General features: G+C 36.1%; 16 protein-coding genes. 4 read left to right on the top strand and 12 right to left on the bottom strand.

All coding sequences use genetic code 11. The annotated features are described in order from the left end of the window. Nucleotides 1-126: 126 nt before the first annotated feature. From ACFILL_RS05405 to ACFILL_RS05365, 9 genes are all read right to left on the bottom strand, one after another. A complete protein-coding gene (locus ACFILL_RS05405) occupies nt 127-1,065 on the bottom strand; it encodes a COG2958 family protein (protein ID WP_375643431.1) in 939 nt (312 codons plus the stop codon). 376 nt (nt 1,066-1,441) lie between these two features. Beyond that, nucleotides 1,442-4,195, bottom strand: coding sequence for a DEAD/DEAH box helicase (locus tag ACFILL_RS05400; RefSeq protein WP_375643433.1), 2,754 nt, complete (start codon nt 4,193-4,195; stop codon nt 1,442-1,444). Between the two features lie 22 nt (nt 4,196-4,217). Next, nucleotides 4,218-5,858, bottom strand: coding sequence for a site-specific DNA-methyltransferase (locus tag ACFILL_RS05395; protein WP_375643434.1), 1,641 nt, complete (start codon nt 5,856-5,858; stop codon nt 4,218-4,220). A gap of 83 nt (nt 5,859-5,941) precedes the next feature. Then, the gene (locus tag ACFILL_RS05390; protein ID WP_273791253.1) at nt 5,942-6,343 is read right to left on the bottom strand and encodes an SUF system Fe-S cluster assembly protein; all 402 of its coding nucleotides are present in this window, start codon (nt 6,341-6,343) and stop codon (nt 5,942-5,944) included. Then, entirely contained in the window at nt 6,336-7,580 is a 1,245-nt protein-coding gene (locus tag ACFILL_RS05385; RefSeq protein ID WP_273791254.1) for a cysteine desulfurase, read from the bottom strand. Before ACFILL_RS05385 ends, ACFILL_RS05390 begins: the two co-directional genes overlap by 8 nt. 10 nt (nt 7,581-7,590) lie before the next feature. Beyond that, nucleotides 7,591-8,853 carry a Fe-S cluster assembly protein SufD gene (sufD, locus tag ACFILL_RS05380; protein WP_375637632.1) on the bottom strand — a complete coding sequence of 421 codons (1,263 nt, stop codon included), beginning with the start codon at nt 8,851-8,853 and terminating at the stop codon, nt 7,591-7,593. Between the two features lie 11 nt (nt 8,854-8,864). Continuing rightward, nucleotides 8,865-9,620 carry a Fe-S cluster assembly ATPase SufC gene (gene sufC / locus ACFILL_RS05375; protein WP_273791255.1) on the bottom strand — a complete coding sequence of 252 codons (756 nt, stop codon included), beginning with the start codon at nt 9,618-9,620 and terminating at the stop codon, nt 8,865-8,867. A 160-nt stretch (nt 9,621-9,780) separates the two neighbouring features. After that, complete coding sequence (gene sufB / locus ACFILL_RS05370; RefSeq protein WP_375637634.1) at nt 9,781-11,292, bottom strand: Fe-S cluster assembly protein SufB; 1,512 nt, start codon at nt 11,290-11,292, stop codon at nt 9,781-9,783. A 138-nt stretch (nt 11,293-11,430) separates the two neighbouring features. Then, on the bottom strand, nt 11,431-12,606 hold the full coding sequence (locus tag ACFILL_RS05365) for a cysteine desulfurase family protein (protein WP_375637635.1): 1,176 nt from the start codon (nt 12,604-12,606) through the stop codon (nt 11,431-11,433). A gap of 161 nt (nt 12,607-12,767) precedes the next feature. Between ACFILL_RS05365 and ACFILL_RS05360 the strand changes: the two genes are divergently transcribed. The 3 genes from ACFILL_RS05360 to ACFILL_RS05350 all read left to right on the top strand — a co-directional run bounded on the left by ACFILL_RS05360 (nt 12,768) and on the right by ACFILL_RS05350 (nt 15,681). Beyond that, a complete protein-coding gene (locus ACFILL_RS05360) occupies nt 12,768-13,448 on the top strand; it encodes an alpha/beta hydrolase (RefSeq protein ID WP_273791258.1) in 681 nt (226 codons plus the stop codon). A 310-nt stretch (nt 13,449-13,758) separates the two neighbouring features. Beyond that, on the top strand, nt 13,759-15,012 hold the full coding sequence (gene tyrS / locus ACFILL_RS05355; protein WP_375631146.1) for a tyrosine--tRNA ligase: 1,254 nt from the start codon (nt 13,759-13,761) through the stop codon (nt 15,010-15,012). 183 nt (nt 15,013-15,195) lie between these two features. Then, nucleotides 15,196-15,681, top strand: a complete 486-nt coding sequence (locus ACFILL_RS05350; protein ID WP_273791260.1) for a peroxiredoxin — start codon at nt 15,196-15,198, stop codon at nt 15,679-15,681. Between the two features lie 340 nt (nt 15,682-16,021). On the opposite strand, the gene prfB is transcribed toward ACFILL_RS05350, so the two are convergent. The 3 genes from prfB to ACFILL_RS05335 form a co-directional block, all read right to left on the bottom strand. Further along, a protein-coding gene (gene prfB, locus ACFILL_RS05345) for a peptide chain release factor 2 (protein WP_375637636.1) occupies nt 16,022-17,150 on the bottom strand; the annotation gives its coding sequence in 2 pieces (ribosomal slippage) (nt 16,022-17,080 and nt 17,082-17,150; 1,128 coding nt in all). Between the two features lie 170 nt (nt 17,151-17,320). Beyond that, on the bottom strand, nt 17,321-19,786 hold the full coding sequence (locus ACFILL_RS05340; RefSeq protein ID WP_375631148.1) for a penicillin-binding protein 1A: 2,466 nt from the start codon (nt 19,784-19,786) through the stop codon (nt 17,321-17,323). A 168-nt stretch (nt 19,787-19,954) separates the two neighbouring features. Then, nucleotides 19,955-21,184, bottom strand: a complete 1,230-nt coding sequence (locus tag ACFILL_RS05335) for an N-acetylmuramoyl-L-alanine amidase (protein ID WP_273791263.1) — start codon at nt 21,182-21,184, stop codon at nt 19,955-19,957. Nucleotides 21,185-21,770: 586 nt separating this feature from the next. Here ACFILL_RS05335 and ACFILL_RS05330 point away from each other — a divergent pair. Continuing rightward, a complete protein-coding gene (locus ACFILL_RS05330; RefSeq protein ID WP_375643435.1) occupies nt 21,771-24,398 on the top strand; it encodes an Rne/Rng family ribonuclease in 2,628 nt (875 codons plus the stop codon). Nucleotides 24,399-24,442: the final 44 nt, after the last annotated feature.

Genomic DNA, 24,442 nt, shown 5'->3' with positions numbered 1-24,442 from the left:
GAGGTACGCGAAAAAAATTTAATTGATACAATATCAATATAATAAGTCAAACAAAATAGTTAGAGTAATTTTTCATCACTCTGAAAAAGGGGCTTTTAAACAATGGAGTCTTTTTAAAAATACCCCTCATAGATACATATGATCCCAATCTAGAGAACGCATCTCACCAGTTTGATAAAATTGACGAATAAGCTTAATATAATCAAGAAAATCTTTGTTTTCCTCCACTAATCTATTAGCAGTATCCCAGTCAATATCACTACGTTCTTTGGCAGGAATTAATATCTCACTCTCGGAAGAGTTTTCCTTATTAAGTCTTATAAATCCAATTCCATGCAAACTTGAAAGCATCCGAAGCTCTTTTAATGTATCAACTCCTTCAATTTCACTAGCTACTAAATAACTCAAATTAGCCCATGAAGAATTACTAACTGTTTGAAAAAATGCTTTTCGTAAATTTGAACGATTGATGAGAATTTTTACTTCAAAAGACCAAAGCTTTGTCTTTTTATCAAAATATTGCAAAACACAGTCTTTGATTTCACGATTCCATTCCTTGCTTAAATCTTGCATCCCTACGAGATCTGGATAAAGCCATTTATTTCCGCCTGCACCATGTTTATTACGAGAACATTTCTCATTAATGCGCTTGCTATAAACTGCAAGCTCTGACCATAAAAATTTAGATAATAACGGATAAAGATCATGCTCTTTAACAGAGCCACCTTCTGTTCTACTCTTTGCATTGTCCTCTATTGCGTCAATTTCAGCACTATCTGTTTGTTTAGTAAAATAATATTGTCGCGGTCGTCCTTCAGTGGTTTTAATTTCTGAATAACGCTTTTGTAATTGAGGGCGCTGCGATCCTATTTCAGCAACAATTTGCTGAATAAGAGCTGCATCACTATTAAGGGGATTGATTATCGCCGTTGAATGCTTTTGTTTTTGGCGGCATTTCTCTGGGTAATTTTCAAATATCCATTGAGCAATTTCTCGAGCTGTAAACTTTTTCGTCGGGTTTTTCTTTAAAAAATTAAAAACAGTGTTTGTTAAATTTAAAGTCATATGAAAAACTCCCCCTTTTATCCTCTGGGTATTTCATTATATTCAAGCGTTTTAAATGAAAGAACAATAAACTGTTTAAGTTTTTTAAAAAAAGAACATTTATCAAATTACTCAATAAAATCAAAATATTTTTTTAATTTATGACTATAACTCAAAGATCTTTTCACATAACGAAAATAAGATTGTACTTTTATAAAAAATTGTAAATGTGCTACAAATCCCCATACAAAAGCATAATCTTGTATAACTTTTCTATACATTTTTCTTTTTATTTTAACGTCGTTAGAAAAAAGTTAAAAATAATTATTCAAACATTTGATTGAACCTCACACCCGTCAATTAAAAAACTTATGTGTTTTATTTTTGAAGCAAAAAGTTACGAGCTCTCAAGTATAGATTCTGAAATGGTAAACTCTGCACACAAACCTTCAAAACTACTATTTGCTTTAATAGCATCATGGGGAATAAGAACATAATACCATTTTTTATCGCCATAAGTCGCCGCATAGCGCGTTGCATGACAACACCATTGAACTGCAGCTTCTCTCTTTTTTAAAACAATAGGATTTTGCATTTCAGAGGCTTTTTTAGGCTCACAAAGATATTTGGCATCCTTCGTTTCTACAACAAAGTCCGGTTCATAAGTCGATCCTTTATCATATTCTATTCTGAAAAAACCTCGAGCGGGTTTCATCCATTTCAAGACTTGTGCATCATCCTCTAATATTTGAGCAAATCGTAATTCCCCTTCTACTGAATCAAACTTTTGTAAAGGATAACAGCATTTTCTAAAGCCGCTGAATACAAGTTTTTTAATATCACTTTTAATGGCAGGAATATTACGAAAATCAAGAGGAGACGTCCCTTGCGGTAACACATAATGGATAGGTGATAAAGTTGCAAAACCTCGTGTAACTTTAACCGCATAATCTTTTTGCGTTTCCCATTGATGTTCTCTTAATTGCGCAACAATAAAACTAGTAAGCTTGTGCTGATAGTGAATTAATACGTTCTCAACAGCTGTATCATTGGGTAAATAAGATCGGAAATGTTCTAGTATCTGACTAGCTAATTTTCGTAATAAGAGCGTATGGTTATCATAATCGACAAAGTCATTATCAATCAAACCACGAATGATGTAGTTTTCAAGATAAGGCTCTTTTACATATTCATTCTTAGAAGTAAGAAAAATGCTTTTATGGGTACGCAATTCTCGAATTAAAAGTTCTTTACTAACAGGTTGAAAATTTAAGCTTTCTAGATTTTTTAAATCAAAATCATAAAAACCATAAGTAACATCACGCGAAGGTATGAGTATAATATTTGGAATATCTATTATCAGTTCTGTTAATTGTTTTGTCAGAATTGTCACCACTTTTGATACAAGAGACTTTTGTGATGAAGGCTTAATATTCATAACTTTATTAGCAATTTTTTCTTGTATCTGTGCAGAACAAAGCATTTGAGAACTTGGCAATTTATCATTCTCTTTGATAAGATCCCACGCGATCGCTACAATATCTTGCTCTTCAGGTGTTAATGTAGGGGAATCTGTATGACGTAATATGATACCTTGTAAATCAGAAGATGCTCCATTTATATCGGAATTACGTGTTACCATCGTTTGCATCAATAAAGCTTCTACTTGACTTGGAACTGTCAATATATCGGTCTTTTCAAAGGGGATATTCCCTCCTGTTCCAATCTCAATATGCTTTTTTATAATTGAGTTTGGATCGTTTGCACGATCAATAATATCTTGAAAACGATCATGCGCAATAATTGTTAAACGATCAATAGCTTCCACGCCTGTTCTATACCCATAAGGCAAACGCAATCCACGCCCAATTGTTTGCTCTGTTAAAATTTCTGAAGCCGATGCACGCAACGGTACAATAGTATAGAGATTCGTAACATCCCACCCCTCCTTTAATTTATTAACGTGAATAACAATTTCTGTTGGGTTATGAGAATCTTCAATTGCAATCAGCTTTTGAATATTTTGATCTTCTTCTATATTCGACTGTTTTGTATGAATCTCTATAACTTTTCCCTTATAAGCTCCTGCAAAAAAATCATCTGATTCCAATAAATCACGCAATTTCTGTGCATGATTTGTATCTTGAGCGACAACTAAAATAAAAGGCTTAACGAACTTTTTGTTATAATCTTTTGCATAGACAATTAAATCTGCTTTCACGTTTTCATGGGCATGAATTGCATCTTGTAATTTGATATGTTCTAATTGTTCAGATGTATAATTTTGAAGTTGAAAATCTTTACGTGTAGCAACAGCAGGCTCTTTTACAAAACCATCCCTCATAGCCTCTGCAAGTGAATAACTATAGACAACATTTTTAAAATCTACGGGTTTTGCACCTATTGTTTTTGGTGTCGCTGTAAGCTCTATTCCTAAAACAGGTTTTAACTCATTAATTGCTGCCGCACCAGCAGAAGCTCGATAACGATGTGCTTCATCCATTAACAAAACTAAATCAGGAAGATTTGCGAGATAATCAAAATAACTTTCACCAATCGTTTCTTGTAAGCGTTTAATTCGCGGAATACTAGATTTTAGTGCGCCTTTTTTATTATCTGTTGTATTAATTTTAGAAATATTAAAAATATTGATAAAGGCCGTATCTCTATTCTCAAACAAACGCTTTTGTCCTTCAAAATGGTGTTCATCAACGCGAATACCTTTACCACTTTCATAATCTTCACCTGTAATAATAACGGGTCTATTGGCAATAAATTCACTCATTCCACTGAAAACATACTTCGGACTTTGGGGACTAAAATCCTGTTTTAACTTTTCATAAATAGTCAAATTTGGCGCTAAAACAAAAAAATGTCGGCTACGACCTGTTAAGTAAAGATAGCTAATAAAAGCCCCCATAAGTCGCGTTTTTCCAACACCCGTTGCTAAGGCAAAACAAAAAGAGGGAAAGTTTCGTTCAAAATCTTGTACAGAAGGATAAAGATTTTTTATCACTTCTAACTCTGCAACCAAATCAGCATTTTTAGAAAGCTCTATATTTTCTAAGATTTTTACCAAAATATTTAAAGATTCACGTTGAGGATCACGTAACGATAAGCGAGCAGAAATCCTTTTTTCAATAGTGTTCATGAAAAACTCCGCTTTTTATATACTATTCAAATAAATCTAATTCTGCTTGCGCAATATCTTTATTTTTGTTGTTTTCTTTTACCACAATCACTGGTTCAAGATTGGCTACATTTAAACTGTAATCGTCCCTTCCCCATTCGCATTTTTCTAACACTGCACGGGGGATTTTAGTGAGTGTCAGATTTTCAAAGGATGCTGATTTTGTATCAAAGGCTGTACCACAAATCAGCAACGTGCGATGAGAGCCTACCTCTTCACTCATTATACGGAGTTGTTCATGGGTCATAGCGCTTGTTGTGACATAAATATAATCTGTTTCGGTTGAGTACCCTTGCATCCAATAATGATTTTCATCAGGTGCATAGGTAAATCCCATATGTTTGCACATTGCTTCTGAAAGCATCGCAGCATTATATTCGCGACTAATAATCCATTGTCCCCATGGATCTTTTTGCAACAGAGAAGGTGCAAGACTATAATAACGAAATCCACCGCCACCTTGCCAATTGACACTTTTGGAAATTCCCCCTTGATCAGTTCCATCAATGACTTGTTTTAAACGAGGGATAATGTGGGTGTGACAATGTTCACCAAGTTCAATCATAATCCACTTTCTTCCCATTTTATGAGCAACAGCACCGGTTGTGCCGGAACCCGCAAAAGAATCCAATACAAGATCACCGGGATTAGTGGCAAGTTGAATGATGCGTTCCATTAACCGCTCAGGTTTGGGAGTTGTAAAGACATTATCAGAATTAAAAACTTTGACTTCTCTTTTGGCATCTTGGTTGTGTCCCACTTCTGTATAGAGCCAAATCGTCATTGAAACCATACCATTTTTTACTTCTGATAAAAAACGTTTCATAGAAGGAACATTACTTCCTGTTGGACCAAACCAAATACGATTATCGTTCAATAACTCAAAGAATTTTTTTTTATTCATAGCCCAACTTCTACCATTAGGAGGCATTACCTTGCGTCCAGAAGGTGTGATGATTTCATAAATATCCTTAGGTGTTACTCTTTTTACGGATAAATCTCCAGATTTCCAAGGACCGCGAGGATCATTATCAGGATTTTTATAGCGCGCATCCATATTGTTTGAACGAGGAAGCAATTGAGGGCGCCAAATCGTTTTATCTTTGGCATAAACCATGATAAAATCATGGTTATCGGAAAGCCATTTTGTATCATTTTGTGGAGCATATTTCTTTTGCCAAATAATATTGTTGATGAAATTTTGGCGACCAAAAATTTCATCCATCATCACTTTAAGATAGGCTTGTTCATCATCATCAATTGATATCCAGATACTTCCATCATCCGCCAGTAAATGATGTAACAATTCTAGCCTGTCTCTCATAAGGCTGAGCCATATGGAATGCTCTAAACCATCTTCATAATGTTCAAAGGCATTGCCTGTATTATAAGGCGGATCGATATAGATACATTTTATCTTCCCCATATATTCTTGTTCAAGCGCTTTGAGTGCGAGCAAATTGTCACCAAAAATAAGTTTATTATCAAAAATATCTTGGGATGATATTTGATGCGAAGCGTGATAAGATTTTTCAAGATCCTCTAATAAGATACGAGGCTCTAGTTTTGGGCGTTTTTCTTTTCCAATCCAAGTGAGTTCTAGTTTTTGTTTATTATAACTCATGCGATCGTCCTTAAATTCAAACGCTTGTGAAAAGTAAACAGCTTATTCATGAATGGCTAAATTAGAGTCTCTTAACAATACTTTTAGTACCATCCGACAGCAATTTGAGCTTCTTCTGACATACAATCAGGTGTCCATGGTGGATCAAAAGTCATAGTGACTTCAACATACGAAACCCCTTCAACTGCACTGACTGCATTTTCTACCCACCCCGGCATTTCACCAGCAACAGGGCATCCCGGTGCTGTAAGAGTCATTTCAATTTTTACTGAACGATCATCTTCAATATCAATACGATAAATCAGTCCTAGCTCATAAATATCAGCAGGAATCTCTGGGTCATAAACTGTTTTAAGAGCAGCAATAATATCATTCGTCATACGATCAATTTCATCTGCTGGAATTGCTGATATGTAAGATTTTTTATTTTCACTTACAGTTTCAACAGATTCTGTAGAATGACGCTCTTCAATTAATTCAGCCATTAAAAAATGTCCTTGTTTCTTGCAATGCTTCTACCAATTGATCTATATCTTCTTTAGTGTTATACATGGCTAACGATGCGCGGCAAATAGATGTTAGACCAAAGCGCTGTAATAAAGGCTGTGCACAATGAGTTCCCGCACGTATTGCGACCCCTTTTCTATCAATAAACATAGCGATATCATGGGCGTGAATTCCTTCAATTGTAAATGATATAATAGCTCCTTTATTGGGAGAATGACCATAAATACGCAATGACTCAACCATTTTAAGTTTTTCCTGCGCATAAGCTAAAAGGGACCTCTCATGGGCATGAATCGTGCTACGACCTTTCTCTTGTATATAATCAATAGCCGCAGTTAATCCAATAGCTTCAACGATAGGAGGGGTACCTGCTTCAAAACGGTAAGGAGGAGCATTATAAAACACCTTATCGGTTGTTACCTCCTCGATCATTTCCCCTCCCCCTTGAAAAGGACGCATTTCTTCTAATCTATCTTCTTTACCATACAAAACACCAATACCAGTGGGACCATAAAGCTTATGACCTGTAAAGACATACCAATCACAATCGAGATCTTGCACATCAACGGTTAAATGTACTGCTCCTTGAGAACCATCAACAAGAACCGGAATAGAATTTTGATGTGCTAGTTTAATAATCTCTTTAACAGGAGGCACAGTTCCTAATATATTGGACATATGCGTTATAGCAACAAGCCGCGTTTTTTCGCTTAAAGCCTTTTGGAAATCTTCAATGTGCAGAACACCATTTTCATCGACAGGAACAAAAATAAGTTTAACACCTTTTTGTTCACGGAGAAAATGCCAAGGAATAATATTTGAATGATGTTCCATGATCGTTAGAACAATCTCATCACCTTCTTTGAGTTTTGGCATCGCCCAACCATAAGCAACAGTATTAATAGCTTCTGTTGCATTTTTCGTAAAAACAATTTCTTCAGCTTTTTGAGCATTTAGAAAAACCCGAACGGTTTCACGAGAATTTTCATAAGATTGTGTTGCTATATTGGCTAAAAAATACATTCCCCTATGCACATTAGCATAACTATAGTGATAATAATTATTCATTGCATTGAGTACTGACATTGGTTTTTGGGCAGAAGCACTGCTATCAAGATATGCTAATCGCTTTCCATAAACTTGATGGTGCAAAATAGGAAAATCACGCCGAATTTCTTCGACATTATAAGTAAATGTTTGTACGTTATTTTCCATTTTTTCTACCTTAAACATTTTTTTCAAGCCATTTACTAATGATATTCTCCAAAACGATTTGAATCTTATCCTGCTTGATGTCATCAATGAGCTCAGAGATAAATCCTTTAATCAAAAGTGCACGAGCCGTTTTAAATGGGATACCACGCGCCATAAGATAAAAAAGATAATCATGATTAATATTAGCAACTGTTGCACCATGACCGCACGCAACATCATCAGCAAAAATCTCCAGTTCAGGCTTTGCATTAAATTCTGCATCATCTGAAAGAATAAGGCTATTACAAGCCATGCGTGCATCTGTTTTTTGCGCTTTTTGAGAAACACGTATTATTCCTTGGAAAACACCAACAGCCTTATCTGTAACCACATTGCGTATAATTTCGGTTGATGTTGACTTTTCTTCCACATGACGAACAGTCATTGTAAGATCACTATGTGTTTGTCCTGATAATAAATTTATGACGCGTAATTGAAAATTAGATTCTTCTCCCTGTAATTCAATATCGATTTCTTGGCGATTTAATTGGCTCCCTATATTAATGACATAAAGTGATAACTTCGCTCTTTGATCAAGAACAGCACAAAATCGACCAAATTGTGTAGAATTAAAATCACGATTGCGAATGAGAATCCACGTAACATCACTATCAGCAGCAATACTTAATGAAAATATTGAACTGACAAAGGTATCTTTATCATTGCCAACCTGATGTTCAATAAACATAACTTGACTATTTTTATCAACTTTTATATCCGAAAAAATATGAGATTGTCCCCCCATTTGTATATTTTGTAATTCAATGGGTATATTTAACTTTGTATTTTCAGGGATGTGAAAAAGCCAACCATCTGTAACAAAAGCTGTATTTAACTGTCCAATAAAATCTTCATCAGAAATGTTTTGATTTATCTGCACAGAATTATCTTCTAATGCGTCTGAAAGGCGTTTTACTGTAATATTGTCTACCTTTGACTCTATCGATGTTTTTCCATTGTTTATGGAGAAAACAGAACTTTCTGAAAGCAATGCATCAACCAATTGATTGTCTTGAACTTTTGAAAAATTGCTAATAGACTTCAGTAAGGTACGCAGATTGGTATAATGCCATCTTTCGATTTTACGGGAAGGAAGCCGTGTCATTTGAAACTGCTCAATAGTTTTCTTGCGGATTTCCTGTACAGCTTTATCACCAGGTAAGTCGTTTACATACTGATTAAAATTACTGAGGATATTTTCTTCAACCGCTAACAAGTTTTGCTGTGCATTCATATTTAATAACCTCAAACCGCTTCCCTGATAAGATCAGCATACCCATTTTCCTCTAAATAAAGCGCTAAGGATTTATCACCGCTTTTGATAATTTGTCCTTTATAAAGAACATGTACCGTATCAGGAATAATATAATTAAGTAGCCGTTGATAATGGGTAATCACCAGAAATGAACGTTTTGAATCCCGAAGTTTATTAACACCATCTGCAACAATTTTTAGTGCATCAATATCTAAACCAGAATCCGTTTCGTCTAAAATGCAAAGTTTAGGTTCAAGAAGTGCCATTTGTAAAATTTCAGCGCGTTTTTTTTCTCCACCTGAAAAACCTACATTTAATGGACGCTTTAGCATATCCATATCTATTTCAAGTTTGGCTGAAACTTCTTTAACATATTTTATAAATTCAGGAATTTTAAGTTCTTCGTGACCTCGTGCTTTGCGTTGAGAGTTCATCGCAACTTTTAAAAATTCCATTGTTGCTACTCCTGGTATTTCCATTGGATATTGAAATGCAAGAAAAACACCATATGCAGCACGTTCTGCTGGATCCATTTCTAAAAGTGATTGCCCATTATAGAGAATATCTCCTTCTGTTATTTCATAATCATCACGACCAGCAAGTAAATAAGACAAAGTTGATTTTCCGGCTCCATTTTGTCCCATGATAGCGGCAACTTCTCCATCTTGAACTGTCAAGTTTAAACCACGAATAACTTTTGTATCGGTCTCAGCAATACGGGCGTGCAAATTTTTTATCTCTAACATAATTTAATCCTGTTTTGGCTGTTTTTTCAGATACAGATGCGGATTATTTTGCCTTAGCATCCATCTACTTTTGTAATTAGCATAGAGGTCATTTTTAGCATTATATGCTACTGTTACAGCCTTTTTACATAAAGTCTTCTATTTATCTAATTAAATAAAATTATCCAACACTACCTTCAAGGCTAATACCAATAAGCTTTTGTGCTTCGACAGCAAATTCCATGGGAAGTTTTTGAATGACCTCTTTTACAAAACCATTTACAATTAATGCGATAGCTTCTTCTTCGGGAATTCCTCTCTGCATAACATAAAAAAGTTGGTCATCAGAAATTTTTGATGTTGTGGCTTCATGTTCAAACTGAGCTGTTGCATTTTTTGCTTCAATATAAGGAACTGTATGCGCACCACAATCATTCCCGATTAACAAACTATCACATTGCGTAAAGTTACGCGCATTTTGTGCTTTTCGATGAGCTGTGACTTGTCCTCGATACGTGTTATTTGAAAAACCTGCAGAAATACCTTTGGAAATAATGCGACTGGAAGTATTTTTTCCCAAATGAATCATTTTTGTACCGGAATCAATTTGTTGATGACCGTTTGCAACGGCAATAGAATAAAATTCTCCACGCGCATTATTACCACGGAGTAAGCAAGATGGATATTTCCAAGTAATCGCAGAACCAGTCTCAACTTGTGTCCATGAAATTTTAGAGCTATCACCTCGACAATCTCCACGCTTCGTCACAAAATTATAAATACCACCCTTTCCATCTCTATCGCCAGGATACCAATTTTGTACTGTAGAATATTTAATCTCTGCATTTTCAAGGGCAATAAGCTCAACAACAGCAGCATGAAGTTGGTTTTCATCACGTTGGGGTGCTGTACACCCTTCAAGATAAGAAACATAGGAATCTTCAGCGGCGATAATCAATGTTCGTTCAAATTGGCCAGTGTTGCGTTCATTAATCCTAAAATAAGTTGAAAGCTCCATAGGACAACGAACCCCTTTGGGAATATAAACAAATGAACCATCTGTAAAGACAGCTGCATTTAAGGCCGCATAATAATTATCACTTATAGGTACAACTGTTCCTAAATATTCTTTAATAAGCTCAGAATGTTCAATAATCGCCTCTGAAATAGAACAAAAAATCACACCGGCGCGTGCCAACTCTTTTTTGAATGTTGTTACAACAGAAACAGAATCAAAGACTGCATCAACAGCCACCTGCCCCGATACAGACATACTGTCATCAAAAGTGGAGGGATCAGACTGTTTTCTTACTCCTGCCAAAATCTCTTGTTCTTTAAGGGGAATGCCAAGTTTCTCGTACGTTGCTAATAACTCAGGATCCACTTCATCCAAAGATTTTGGTCCTGTATGATTTTTTGGAGCAGCATAATAATAAAGCTCCTGAAAATCAATTCTAGGATATTCAAGACGCGCCCAATGAGGCTCTTGCATTGTCAGCCAACGTCGGTAAGCCTTTAAGCGCCATGTTAGCATCCATTCAGGCTCATGTTTTTTAGCGGAAATAAATTTGATAATATCCTCATTTAAGCCTTTTGGAGCTTTATCGGTTTCAATATTGGTTTCAAAACCATATTTATATTGGTCAACATCTATTTCACGTACTTGGCGTATCGTTTCTTGTATTGCCGGCATAAATTTTCTCCATTTTTTGGCGTCAAAAACCGGTAACTAAAGTCTTGTTTTTTACAAGATTAAAGTAAGCAAGTTATCTCTAGGCTATAGGTAAAGTGCAAAAATTTCAATCAAACTTATTTTATTTTTAAAATAATTCTAATTTTTATAACTTTCTGATGATAAATCTTCCCCTTTTTTCCTGCTTATAATTTGAGAAAAAAACGACAGAAAATCATCAATATCTTCAGAAGTTGTGCCACGCCCTAGCGAAATGCGAATGGCACCATTTGGAACATGATACCCCATTGCCTCCAACACTTTGCTTTGTTTTACTTTTCCCGAAGAACAAGCAGAGCCGGATGATAAAGAAAACCCTTCTAAATCAAAAGCAATTTGCATCGTTTCAGCTTTTATATTTTTCACGGTAAAGTAAGTTGTATTTGGCAAACGTTGAACTCTTTTGCCAAAAATCTCAACATTTTTACTTATTCTTTGTAGTCCATTTTCTAATTTATTGCGTAAATATATTAACTGTTTTATTTCCTCCTGTGTGAAGCAATCAGTCATTGCTGCCCCAAAAGCAGCAATAAGGGGCAATGCTTCTGTTCCTCCACGGAGACCTTTTTCTTGTCCTCCCCCAATAATAAGAGGGTGTGGCATGAGAAGATTACCACATGAAACAAAAGCACCGATTCCTTTCGGACCGCCAACTTTATGTGCAGACAATATAAAAAAGTCTCCTCCTAGCTGATTAATATCCACAAAATTTTTATCTACATATTGTGTCAAATCAACAATAAGAGTGCCTCCTAAATCCCGAACAATAGCGGCGATTTCTGTTAATGGTTGAATAACACCCGTTTCACTATTTGCAGCTTGAATAGCAACAAGAGGTAAACCTTTTGTTTTATCATGAACCGTTAAGAGTGATGTTAATTTATCTTGTTGTATGAGCCCATCTTGATCAACAGCAATGACGCTTATCAACTCTTTAGAAAAACGTCCTCCCTCTGCCACAGAGGGATGTTCAGTCGCTCCAAGGTAAAGACGAGAAAATTTAACTTTTGCATTCCCCATATTGTAAAAGGGTGTTAACAAAGTCATTGCGGCTTCACTCGCACCAGAGGTAAATACCACGTGATCTGGATCTGTTTTAAGATTTTCAGCGATTTGCCGACGAGCCTTTTGCAACAAAGTTTTAGCCGCACGCCCTTCCTTATGAACAGATGATGGATTACCAAATATTTCTAAAGATTCCAGTAACGCTATTCGTGCCACTTTTTTGAGTGGTGTTGTTGCGTTATGATCAAAATATCGGCGTTTTATAACCATTTTACATCGCAATCATTAATCTTATGAATTGATTAAAAAAATAGCGCAATTTTCTTGAAAAGTGCACTAAAAAAAGAATATCTAATAATTATTTAAGAGATTCTATGGTAAAAGTCGACCAAGATCAATGAAAGCCTTTTATTGCATTTAAGGAGCATTTTATGCCAGAAATTATTTTTAACGGTCCTGCGGGTCGGCTCGAAGGACGTTATCAACCTTCACAACAAAAAAATGCACCCATTGCGATTATTTTGCATCCTCATCCCCAATTTGGTGGAACTATGAATCATAAAATTGTCTATGACCTCTTTTATATGTTCCAACAACGTGGATTTACAACTTTACGTTTTAACTTTCGTGGTATTGGTCGTAGTCAGGGTGAATTTGATTATGGAATAGGAGAACTTTCAGATGCTGCTGCTGCTCTCGATTGGGTGCAAACACAACATCCAGATTCTAAAAATTGTTGGGTAGCAGGATATTCATTTGGAGCATGGATTGGTATGCAGCTTTTAATGCGCCGACCGGAAATTGAGGGATTTATCTCAGTTGCCCCTCAGCCTAATGTTTATGACTTTTCATTTCTTGCACCTTGTCCCTCCTCTGGGCTTATCATTCATGGCGGTATCGATAAAGTTTCCCCTCCAAAAGATGTTCAAATACTTGTCGATAAATTAAAAACACAAAAAGGTATCATCATCACACAAGAAATATTGGAAGAGGCTAATCACTTTTTCAGTGGTTGTCATGAAGAACTTATTGAGCGATGTGCCCACTATTTGGATAACCATATCTCCAATGAACTTCTCGCTCCTCCTCCTGAAATACTTTCACTAACTTAGGAAAATACGATAGATTTATAAAAAATTAGCAAAAGTCGTTTCTGATCATAACAAAGTAATTTTTTCCATTTGCATTTAAAATTTTTCTAAATTTTATTTCAGGATAGAAATGAGAATAACAGCATACCTGTTTTCTATCACTGATAAGTCTCTTTTTTAGCGTAAAAAGGAAATAATACCTGTATTATTATCTTTATGTTACCAATATGTCTCTTTCTCTTGTGAGGTGTGTGTCAGTTATGATAGATAACTCATTATATAATCGCCTATTCTATAAAATAATGCACTCTTAAATTAGGAAATTAAATCTGTGTTTGCCTTTAAATCTGATTTTTTACACATTATGAGCGAACGTGGTTTTATCCACCAAATTTCAGATGAAAAAGGCTTAGATGATCTTTTTTCAAAAGAAACTGTAAGCGCTTATACTGGATTTGACCCAACAGCATCGAGTTTACATGCTGGAAGTCTTCTTCAGATTATGATGCTTTATTGGTTACAAAAAACAGGTCATCGCCCTATTGCTTTAATGGGTGGAGGAACCGGATTGATTGGTGATCCTTCTTTCAAAGATGAAGCGCGACGCCTTCTGACACAAAATGATATTGCTGAAAATATTGATGGTATTAAAAAGGTATTTGCTAACTATTTGACATTCGGTGACCGAGAAACCGATGCTTGTATTGTGAATAACGCGGAATGGTTATGCAATTTAAACTACTTAGAATTTTTGCGTGATGTAGGAAAACATTTTTCTGTCAATCGTATGTTGTCATTTGATTCCGTTAGACTCAGACTTGAGCGTGAGCACTCTTTGTCATTCTTAGAGTTTAATTATATGATTCTGCAAGCTTATGATTTTGTTGAACTTTATAAACGTTATGGATTGCGTATGCAAATGGGGGGCTCTGATCAGTGGGGCAACATTATTAACGGAATCGAATTAGGGCATCGTTTAGGAACACCGCAATTATATGCGTTAACATCACCATTGCTGACAACCTCTTCCGGTGCCAAAATGGGTAAATCATTGAATGGGGCTGTATGGCTGAATGCGGATAAGCTTTCACCTTATCAATTTTGGCAATACTGGCGCAATACAGAAGATGCTGATGTAACACGATTTCTAAAGCTCTATACTCCATTGCCAATGGATGAGATTCTTAAACTTTCTCTATTACAAGGGACAGAAATTAACGAAGCAAAAAAAATTCTTGCAACAGAAATTACAGCAATGTTGCATGGACGTGTTCTTGCTGATGCAGCAGCAGAAACAGCTCGCAAGACGTTTGAAGAAAAAACTCTAGGAGAAAATCTTCCAACTGTTGAAATTAATGCCTCAGAATTAAAAAAAGGTGTTGGATTGCTCACTCTTTTAGTACAAGCAGGACTCGCTAGATCTAATAGTGAGGCACGCCGACACGTTCAAGGTGGGGGGGTCCGTGTAAATGATCAAATTATTGAGGATGAAACACATCTTATTATTGAAGGGGATGTCAGTGCAGAAGGGACCGTTAAACTTTCTTTTGGTAAGAAAAAACATGTTGTGATGAAACCAGTATAATCTTTTGCCGTTTTGTTTATGTTGTCGACCTTGTTCTTTCAATTCAATTGTTGTGATAGGGCGAGTTTTGTTAGGAAATAAAGGTCTCTTCAAAACAATAATATTCTAGAGAGTTGAATAGTTCTTTTCTTCTGTGTACTCTGATATCTTATACCTGTTACACAAGAAAGAAAGATGAAAATAATGACAAGACCAATGAAAGGTGCTCTTGCTCCTGATTTTAATTTGCCGCGCGATGGAGGAGAGATGGTATGTCTTTCTGACTTTAAAGGAAAGTCTGTTGTTTTATATTTTTATCCAAAAGATGACACCAGTGGTTGCACAAGCGAAGCACTTGATTTCACAAAATTAAAGATGAAATTTGATGAAATCGGTGTTTCTGTTATTGGAATCTCTCCAGATAATGTAAAAAAACATGATAAATTTAAAGTAAAACATGAACTTGATGTCATCTTGGTTTCTGATGAAGAAAAAACAACCCTCGAAGCTTATGGTGTTTGGGTTGAGAAAAGCATGTATGGACGCAAATATATGGGAGTTGAACGGAGCACTTTTTTAATTGATGCAAATGGAATAATAGCAGAAGAATGGCGTAAAGTAAGCGTATCTGGGCATGCTGAAAATGTTTTAGCTACTGCAACACTTTTATATCATAATGGTAACTTGTAAATTGAGTGTTTGATTTACCTTAAAAAGCAAAAGTTATCCTCCTTAATTGATTTTAGTTTTTCAACGGATTCAATTTTTACAATATATTGATTTATAAGGATAATGAATTGTTTTACATTTATATTAGTCCCCCGAATATCCCAAATTTTTCTTATTTCAGATTCTTCCTATCACTTGCAATATCATAAGCAGAATTGGCGTGTGAGAAAAAAAATGAAGAAAGAAACAAGAAAATCCCTCTTTAAACCTTTAAAGTATCAAGGACTATCGTAACATCACAACATCAATAAAACGAACAGCTTAAGAAAAAATCTACATGGCTTGAAGGAAGGATATATAATTAACGAATATCCTCAATTTTTTTGTCTTGTCTATAAATGCGCCGTGCGAGTGCTGCCTCTATAAATGCATCTAAATTACCATTAAGTACGGATTGTGGATCCGTATTTTCAATTCCTGTACGCAAATCTTTGACAAGCTGATAGGGTTGAAGAACATAAGATCTAATTTGATGTCCCCATCCGATTTCTGTTTTAGAAGATTCAGCAGCATTGGTTTCTTCTTCTCTTTTTTTAAGCTCTTCTTCATAAAGCCGTGCACGCAACATCGACCAAGCCGTAGCGCGATTTTTATGTTGAGAGCGCTCTGTTTGACATTGAACAACAATACCCGTTTTTATATGCGTGATGCGAACAGCAGAATCTGTCGTGTTAACATGTTGTCCTCCTGCTCCCGATGCACGATATGTATCAATACGCACATCTGCCTCTGAAACATCAACTTCAATATTGTCATCAATAACTGGATAAACCCAAATGCTTGCAAAAGAGGTATGGCGCTTTGCATTCGAATCAAATGGAGAAATCCGCACTAAACGATGAACGCCTGATTCTGTTTTTAACATTCCATAAGCATTATGCCCTTTTACAAGAATAGTCGCTGACTTTATTCCTGCTTCTTCTCCATCATGAATTTCTAAAATTTCAACCTTCATTTCATGCTGTTCAGCCCAGCGCATATACATACGTAAGAGCATAGAAGCCCAATCTTGGCTTTCTGTTCCCCCTGCTCCAGCATGAACTTCTAAATAGGTATCATTCGGATCTGCTTCTCCTGAAAGAAGTACATCAATTTGCCTTTTATCTATCTCATTTTTAAGATTACGTATTGATCTTTCTGCATCAGCGATAATTTCAACATCACTTTCTTCTTCGCCCATCGCAATAAGCTCAATGCATTCTTCAAGTGTTTTTGTAAATGATAAAAGACCATTGATTGAATCATCAAGACGTTGACGCTCACGCATCATATCCTGTGCTCGTTGTGCATCATCCCATAATGATGGATCTTCTGCTTTTTGATTAAGATATTCGAGACGCTTTAGTGATTGATCCCAGTCAAAGATGCCCCCTTAGCAATTGTATTGCTTTCTGGATTTCATCAACTAATGTTTCTATTTCTGCTCGCATAATTTAACACCGTATTTTTAAAAACTCTTTTTGGTTGTGTCTCTTAGCATTTTATACAAATTTAATAGCTGCTATCAGAAAATGGTACAATTCTATCACTCTATTTACAGAACCGACATTGTAAAAAAGAGATAAAAACCATGACTCATGGCAAAAGGAGATTTTTTCGATTAATACAGCCCACCTGTCCCACTTTCAAGTGCTTTGTTGACTTGTGGAGAAGTCGTTACTGCAGGAACACCTTCTTGAAAAGAATTTGTACTCCCAATAACTTGATATATATCAGCAGGACCAGTCCCTGGTTTAAATGCTTCTATAATAACATCTTGATCTCCTCTTTCGGCAAGCATTCCTGTTTTTCGATTAATTGGCATTAAAATCATGCCCTTTGGCATCTTAAAGGGAACATCTGGCTTCCCTTTAAGAGCATCTGCCATAAAATCACCAAAAATAGGCGCAGCTAATGAACTTCCTGTTCCATTATATCCTAACGGAGCTGGTTGATCATAACCGACAAAAATACCAACGACAATATCAGGAGTAAATCCCATAAACCAGACATCCTTAGAGTCATTGGTTGTTCCTGTTTTAGCAGCAATATGTCGATTAAGATAACGTAAACGTGCCGCAGTACCACGCTGAACAACCCCTTCCATCATCGATGTAATCTGATAAGCCGTCATAGGGTCAAGAACTTGATCTCTTTCATCAATCAATGTGGGCTCACTTTGATTATTCCATGAATGCGTATTACAATTTTCGCAAATACGATCATCATGACGATAAATTGTCTTCCCATAACGATCTTGAATTCTGTCTATCAGAGAAGGTTTAATAGAGCGTCCCCCATTGGCAATAACTGAATAAGCTGTAACCATTCGTAATACTGTTGTTTCGCCAGCCCCTAAAGCCATGGGAAGATAAGGCTGCAATTTATCTACGATCCCAAAGCGTTCTGCATATTCAGCGACAAGAGGCATTCCCATATCATTGGCAAGCCGTATTGTCATAAGATTACGAGAACGCTCAATACCATAACGCAATGTTGAAGGTCCTGCAAAGGTACCTCCATAATTTTTGGGTTGCCAAACTTCACCATTATATTGACGAACTTCAATGGGGCCATCTAAAACAACGGATGCTGGTGTATATCCGTTATCAAGAGCTGCTGCATAAACAAAAGGCTTAAAAGCAGACCCCGGTTGGCGATAAGCTTGGGTTGCACGATTGAATTCAGATGCGGCAAAAGAAAATCCTCCCACCATAGCAAGAACGCGCCCTGTATGAGGTTCCATAGCAACAATTGCACCTTCAACCTTTGGAATTTGTTGTAAACGATAAGTATTGTTTGTATTGGGTAGTTTTTCAACAAAAATGACATCCCCAACTTGCAGAACATGAGATAAGCTCTGAACAGTTTTTTGATAACCATTTTCTTTTACAACATGGAGTGCCCATTTTGAATCAGCTTCAGATAAAACAGCAATTTCCCGTTTTTTTGATAATATACCTGAAGCTTCGCGCTGTGGCTGTAAACCAATCTCTACTTTGTTGGGATTAGTAGAAAGAACAACAGCTAAACGCCATTCAGGAACATCACTTAGCCCTGTGATATTTGCAAGTTCTGTCCCCCAATCACTTTTCTCATCAATATGCGCATAAGCTCCACGCCATCCTTGCGCATGATCAAATCTAATTAATCCATCGTGCAAAGCACGTCGCGCAATAAGTTGTAAATGCGGATCAAGCGTTGTACGAATGGAAAGCCCGCCTTCATAAAGTGTTTTAGCCCCATAGCGATGTATTAAACGACGCCGCACTTCTTCAGTAAAATAATCAGCCGCAAAAACATAGCTATCACTCCCACGTATTGTCGCTCCTAAAGGTTTAGCTTTTGCTTTTTCACCTTGTTCACGCGTTACATATCCATTTGCAATCATCCGGTCTATAACCCAATTACGCCGATCAATAGCACGTTGTGTATTCTTAAATGGATCATAATTTGCTGGTCCTTTTGGAAGAGCAGCCAAATAAGCACATTGTTCTAGCGTCAAGTCATTGACGGATTTATTGAAATAAGTCAAAGAAGCAGCTGCTATACCATAAGTGCCACGACCCAGATAAATTTCATTGAGATAAAGTTCGAGAATATGATCTTTTGAATAAGTTTTCTCAATACGCATTGCTAAAATAGCTTCCTTAAATTTACGTTCTAACGTTGTTTCTGAACTTAAAAGGAAGTTTTTAGCGACTTGTTGCGTTATAGTTGATGCCCCCTCTGGACGTCTTCCAGAACCAATATTACGAATATTATTGATCAAAGCTCGAGAAAGTCCTTCAGGATCTAAACCAAAATGATGATAAAAGTTTTTATCTTCAGCCGAAATAAAAGCATTTATAACAAGCTTTGGTATTGATTGAATCGGTAAATAGAGGCGATGTTTTGTTGCAAACTCTGCCATAAGACGGCCATCAGAAGCATGGACGCGGGTCATTACCGGCGGCTCATAAAGTGAAAGAACTTCATAATCAGGGAGTGCATTTGCTTGACCACTGGTCATAACACCCCACGTTATTGCACCACAAAGTCCAATAGCAATAAAAAAACGAAGAAGATATCTTAAAAAAATTATCATAAAAACGGCTATCGCTTTCTTAAGAATTAATTAAAGAAAAAATACGTTACTTCAAACACACCAAGTGGATATCACCACAAGATTGAGATCAAGAGAAATTGTTTTCTATCTTTTATTTATACTAGGGTACACTAGAAGCCCATATTGATACTCTATTTTCTCACAAATTTAAAGAGGCTGTATCATTTTCTGCCTATAATCAGCAAATTGACGAATAGAATGAGCAATAGAGGCTGCCATTTGTTTTCTCCAATGAGGATCATTTAGTAACTTTTCATCCTCTTTATTGGATAAATAACCTATCTCTATCAAGACTGAGGGTATATCTGAAGCTCTTAAAACTTGAAAATTAGCATACCGATGTGGGTTATTAATCAAGTTAATATGATTCTTTGATAAACTTGAAATAACACTATTTGCAAAATTAACCGAAAATGTATGTGTTTCACGTCGTGTAAGATCCATCAAAATATCTGTAACTTCGAGCGTTTCATCTGCAGGCAAACCATCAAGCAAATCAACTTTATTTTCATTTTCAGCTAAAGATTTTGCAATGGCATCAGAGGCTTTTTCTGATATGGTATACACTGTAGCACCACGAAGAGAATGTAAATCAATCGTATCCGCGTGAATAGATATAAAAAGATCAGCATCAAACTCTTGTGCTTTTTTAACTCTTTCACTTAGTCTTAAAAAAATATTGGAATCTCGTGTTAAAGCAACGGTAATATGAGAATCCTTTTGTAATTCGTCTCGCAATGCACGCGCAAAGTCTAAAGTCACATCTTTTTCTAAAATTCCAGTAACACCCCGTGCACCACCATCAATACCACCATGACCAGGATCAAGAACAACACGGAAATTATATGCTGGCATTAACTGTGTTTGTGTATCAAAATTGCTTCTTTGCTGTTTTTTTAATGTCTCATCAAATTTTTCTTGTGTACTTTTACGAATATCAATCAGCAACTGCCATAAACCATTATTTAATTTTTTTACGACATTTTTTTCAACCACAAAAGCCGTTTTACTTGTCAAAATAATGCGTGAAGTCTGTATATCAGAGAAAGCATAACGTACATCTGAAAGCATAACGGATAATGTATTCCGTTTCTTTAAAGGCGTATTTTGCATCGAAAAGTCAATTGTAGGTAAATTGATAACCAAACGTGCTGGCCTGTCCAAAATCTGTAAACGAACATTTGGTTTTGAATTAAAAACCGCAATAATACGCGTATGAACACTATCACCAATGGTTCGAAAATTAATAAGTCTCAGAGGATCTGCGGCTTGAACACTGGTTTGGAGTAGAAAAAAAGATAATAAAAAGTATGTGACGAGCACAATAACATCCCCATAAGCTGTTTTCAGCTTTTTGGTAAAAAAAACTCTTATCATAAGCAAAATACTCTACATTACCTTTGTAATAATTTATCTTGGTTATATAAAATGATACACCAATTTATTCTCTATTTTTCAATAAAAGCTAAATAAACACCCAAAAACGAAATTAAGGTCATAAAGATATTATAATTATACATGATTTACATTGTTACTTGCCAAACGCATGATATCAACATAAAAGAATATTTATGCTTCCTAGCTGATAATAGTCATCTAAATTATCTGTAACTCATATTAAGTTGTCTTTAGAGGTTTTTTGCCTATTATGCGTTGAGACTTTTTTATGGATGAAAAATTTCTATGTTATAATATTAGGATTGCATTACTTAAGATTCGTTGGTTCGGATATCCGAACTGTTTTAAAGATTATTTTACCGGAGACTTTTAAGAAATATGAGTCATAAAAAACAGATGGAAATAATGATGAGAAATGGTGTAAATGCAGTCATGCCTCTGCACGTGGTGTTCCGTCCTGTTTTTCTGGTACCTCCCTTTTATGGCAGACAGCCTTTTATGTTTACGAATAGTTATAGCGTTCGTTTGAATAAAATTGTGCATGTCGCCTTCAGGATATTAACTTATGTCAAACAAAATGCTTATAGATGCCTCCCATCCGGAGGAAACTCGTGTTGTTGTTGTTCACGGCAACAAAATTGAAGAACTTGATTTTGAATCAGAACATAGAAAACAGCTCAAGGGGAATATTTATCTCGCACGGATTACGCGTGTAGAACCGTCTCTCCAAGCAGCTTTTGTTGAATATGGTGGAAACCGACATGGTTTTTTAACATTTTCTGAAATTCATCCTGATTATTATCAAATTCCTATTGCTGATCGACTTGCTCTTCTTGAAGAAGAGGAAAAAGCAGCTATAGGAGAAAATTCTGTAGATACCTTTACGGAAGAAGCAACTAAAAATAAAAAACGCTCCAGAAGAACAAAAAAAAATGGAAAAAACAATGTCATTGCAGCCGATATTGAAAGTGACATCACATCTGAAGCGACAATAATTGATAATACAGAAGAAGCATTAAATGCCGATATCTCTGATGATGAGATCGAAATGGTCGGTGCTGAGGACATCCGTGAAGAGCTCCCAATTTATCAAAGAAAACAAGGGCGCCAGTATAAAATTCAAGAAGTCATTAAACGACGTCAAATTTTGTTGGTACAAGTTATCAAAGAAGAGCGTGGTAATAAAGGTGCTGCCCTTACAACATATTTATCTCTAGCAGGTCGTTACTCTGTTCTAATGCCCAACACAGCACGTGGTGGTGGTATTTCACGAAAAATTACGAACGTACAAGACCGTAAGCGTCTTAAAGAAATCGTAAAAGAATTAGCTGTTCCAAAAGGTATGGGCGTTATCTTACGAACTGCTGGTGCCAATAGAACAAAAGCTGAAATTAAACGTGATTATGAATATCTTATGCGGTTATGGGATACTATTCGCACTTTGACACTCGAGTCAACGGCGCCATGCCTTGTCCATGAAGAAAGCAATCTCATCAAGCGTTCTATACGAGATCTTTACAATAAGAACATTAGTGAAATTCTTGTTTCTGGAGACCAAGGATATCGTGAAGCGAAAGACTTTATGCGTATGCTCATGCCAAGTCATGCAAAAGTTGTGCAACCTTACCGTGATCCTACACCCATTTTCGCAAGAAATAATATTGAAATTCAACTTGATAAAATGTTGCAACCTCAAGTTTCTTTAAAATCTGGTGGTTATCTTGTTATTAATCAAACAGAAGCACTTGTTGCTATTGACGTAAATTCTGGCCGCTCCACGAAAGAATTCTCTGTCGAAAAGACAGCCTTACAAACTAACCTTGAAGCTGCTGAAGAAGTAGCGCGGCAATTACGCTTGCGTGACCTTGCTGGTTTAATTGTGATTGATTTTATTGATATGCTTGAAGAACGCAATGTGAAGCTGGTCGAAAAAAAATTAAAAGATTGTTTAAAAAACGATCGTGCTCGTATTCAAGTAGGTCATATTTCACACTTCGGCCTTTTAGAAATGAGTCGTCAACGTATTCGCATATCGGTTTTAGAAAGTACAACACAGCCCTGCCCGCATTGCGCAGGAACAGGAAATATACGTTCTGAATCATCCATTGCGTTACATGTCATGCGCTCAATTGAAGAATATCTTCTTCATAATTCGCAATATAATATTATCGTGCGCACACCCGTAGCAACAGCGCTTTATGTATTAAATCATAAACGCAACATTCTTGTTAATTTAGAAGCTCGTTTTAAGCTTAATATTAGTATTGAAGCAGATGATAGTATTGGAACGCAACATCTTGTTATTTCTAAAGGCTCAATAGCAGAGAGCATTTCTCGATCTTCATTGGAAGATGCCAATGAGCAAGAAATTGAAGATTCTGTTTTCATAAAGAGTGAATCTATTGAAAATCCTTCTCCCATTGAAACAAACCAAAAGCGTAGGCGCAAAAATCGTCACGGTGAAATTACTGATCATTCTCTCTCCAACGTTCATAAAAAAGAAGATACTTTGAATGATGATTCTTATCGTCGAGGACGTCGTCGAGGACGTCGTGGTGGTCGACGCAATCAAGATAATAGTTTTCATCAGATTCGCGTTCCTTACGCAGAACCAGTGGGAGATTTTGCTAAGCAAGCTTTGGCAGAAATTAAAGCAGCGCATCGCAAACGTCGTATTTCGCCTACTAAATCTTTTGAACTTGAAGAAACAACAAATAATACACAAGCTCTAGATATACAACAACAGGGTGAATCTGAAAAAATTGATACAAGTATTAAACCTAAAAAACGTAAAACACGTTCTTCAAAAGTAGTAGAAAATCAGCTTTCTTTAGAGAATGATCAAAATGTTGCAGAACAAAAATCTCTTGAAGAAAAACCTACAACCAGTTCGATGCGTAAAGCTAAAACAAAAAAAGCAGACAAATCTATTCATGAGGTAGAAGATAAAGCTCTTGAAAAGAGTAAAAAATCAACACGTGGAACACGTAAAAAATCATCTTCTAAAGAGACGCAAATACAAAAAATATTAGAGCAAGAAACTGTAATCGAGATGGAGGAAGTTGTAGAAACCTCTCCTTCCCAAATTGAAGAAACAATTAATCAATCCGTTGTTATTTCATCAACGCCTAATGATTCTTCCAAAACTGAACGTATTGGTTGGTGGAAACGCAGAATTCTTTCGAAAAATTAAGGATTAAAAAACCGCCACAGAAAACTGTGGCGGTTCAAATAAAC

This window comes from Bartonella sp. AP20NXHL, assembly GCF_042196165.1.
GTDB lineage: Bacteria > Pseudomonadota > Alphaproteobacteria > Rhizobiales > Rhizobiaceae > Bartonella.
The sequence above is the reverse complement of the archived record's forward strand: the minus strand, read 5'-3'. Positions and strand labels throughout refer to the sequence as shown.

Excerpts from the sequence above, each read along its gene's own strand:
- ACFILL_RS05365 (WP_375637635.1), bottom strand. The coding sequence starts at position 12,606 with ATGGTTATAAAACGCCGATATTTTGATCATAACGCAACAACACCACTC.
- ACFILL_RS05385 (WP_273791254.1), bottom strand. The coding sequence starts at position 7,580 with ATGGAAAATAACGTACAAACATTTACTTATAATGTCGAAGAAATTCGG.
- ACFILL_RS05390 (WP_273791253.1), bottom strand. The coding sequence starts at position 6,343 with ATGGCTGAATTAATTGAAGAGCGTCATTCTACAGAATCTGTTGAAACT.
- ACFILL_RS05360 (WP_273791258.1), top strand. The coding sequence starts at position 12,768 with ATGCCAGAAATTATTTTTAACGGTCCTGCGGGTCGGCTCGAAGGACGT.
- ACFILL_RS05395 (WP_375643434.1), bottom strand. The coding sequence starts at position 5,858 with ATGAGTTATAATAAACAAAAACTAGAACTCACTTGGATTGGAAAAGAA.
- sufB (WP_375637634.1), bottom strand. The coding sequence starts at position 11,292 with ATGCCGGCAATACAAGAAACGATACGCCAAGTACGTGAAATAGATGTT.
- ACFILL_RS05330 (WP_375643435.1), top strand. The coding sequence starts at position 21,771 with ATGTCAAACAAAATGCTTATAGATGCCTCCCATCCGGAGGAAACTCGT.
- sufD (WP_375637632.1), bottom strand. The coding sequence starts at position 8,853 with ATGAATGCACAGCAAAACTTGTTAGCGGTTGAAGAAAATATCCTCAGT.
- ACFILL_RS05340 (WP_375631148.1), bottom strand. The coding sequence starts at position 19,786 with ATGATAATTTTTTTAAGATATCTTCTTCGTTTTTTTATTGCTATTGGA.
- ACFILL_RS05400 (WP_375643433.1), bottom strand. The coding sequence starts at position 4,195 with ATGAACACTATTGAAAAAAGGATTTCTGCTCGCTTATCGTTACGTGAT.
- sufC (WP_273791255.1), bottom strand. The coding sequence starts at position 9,620 with ATGTTAGAGATAAAAAATTTGCACGCCCGTATTGCTGAGACCGATACA.
- ACFILL_RS05335 (WP_273791263.1), bottom strand. The coding sequence starts at position 21,184 with ATGATAAGAGTTTTTTTTACCAAAAAGCTGAAAACAGCTTATGGGGAT.
- ACFILL_RS05350 (WP_273791260.1), top strand. The coding sequence starts at position 15,196 with ATGACAAGACCAATGAAAGGTGCTCTTGCTCCTGATTTTAATTTGCCG.
- ACFILL_RS05405 (WP_375643431.1), bottom strand. The coding sequence starts at position 1,065 with ATGACTTTAAATTTAACAAACACTGTTTTTAATTTTTTAAAGAAAAAC.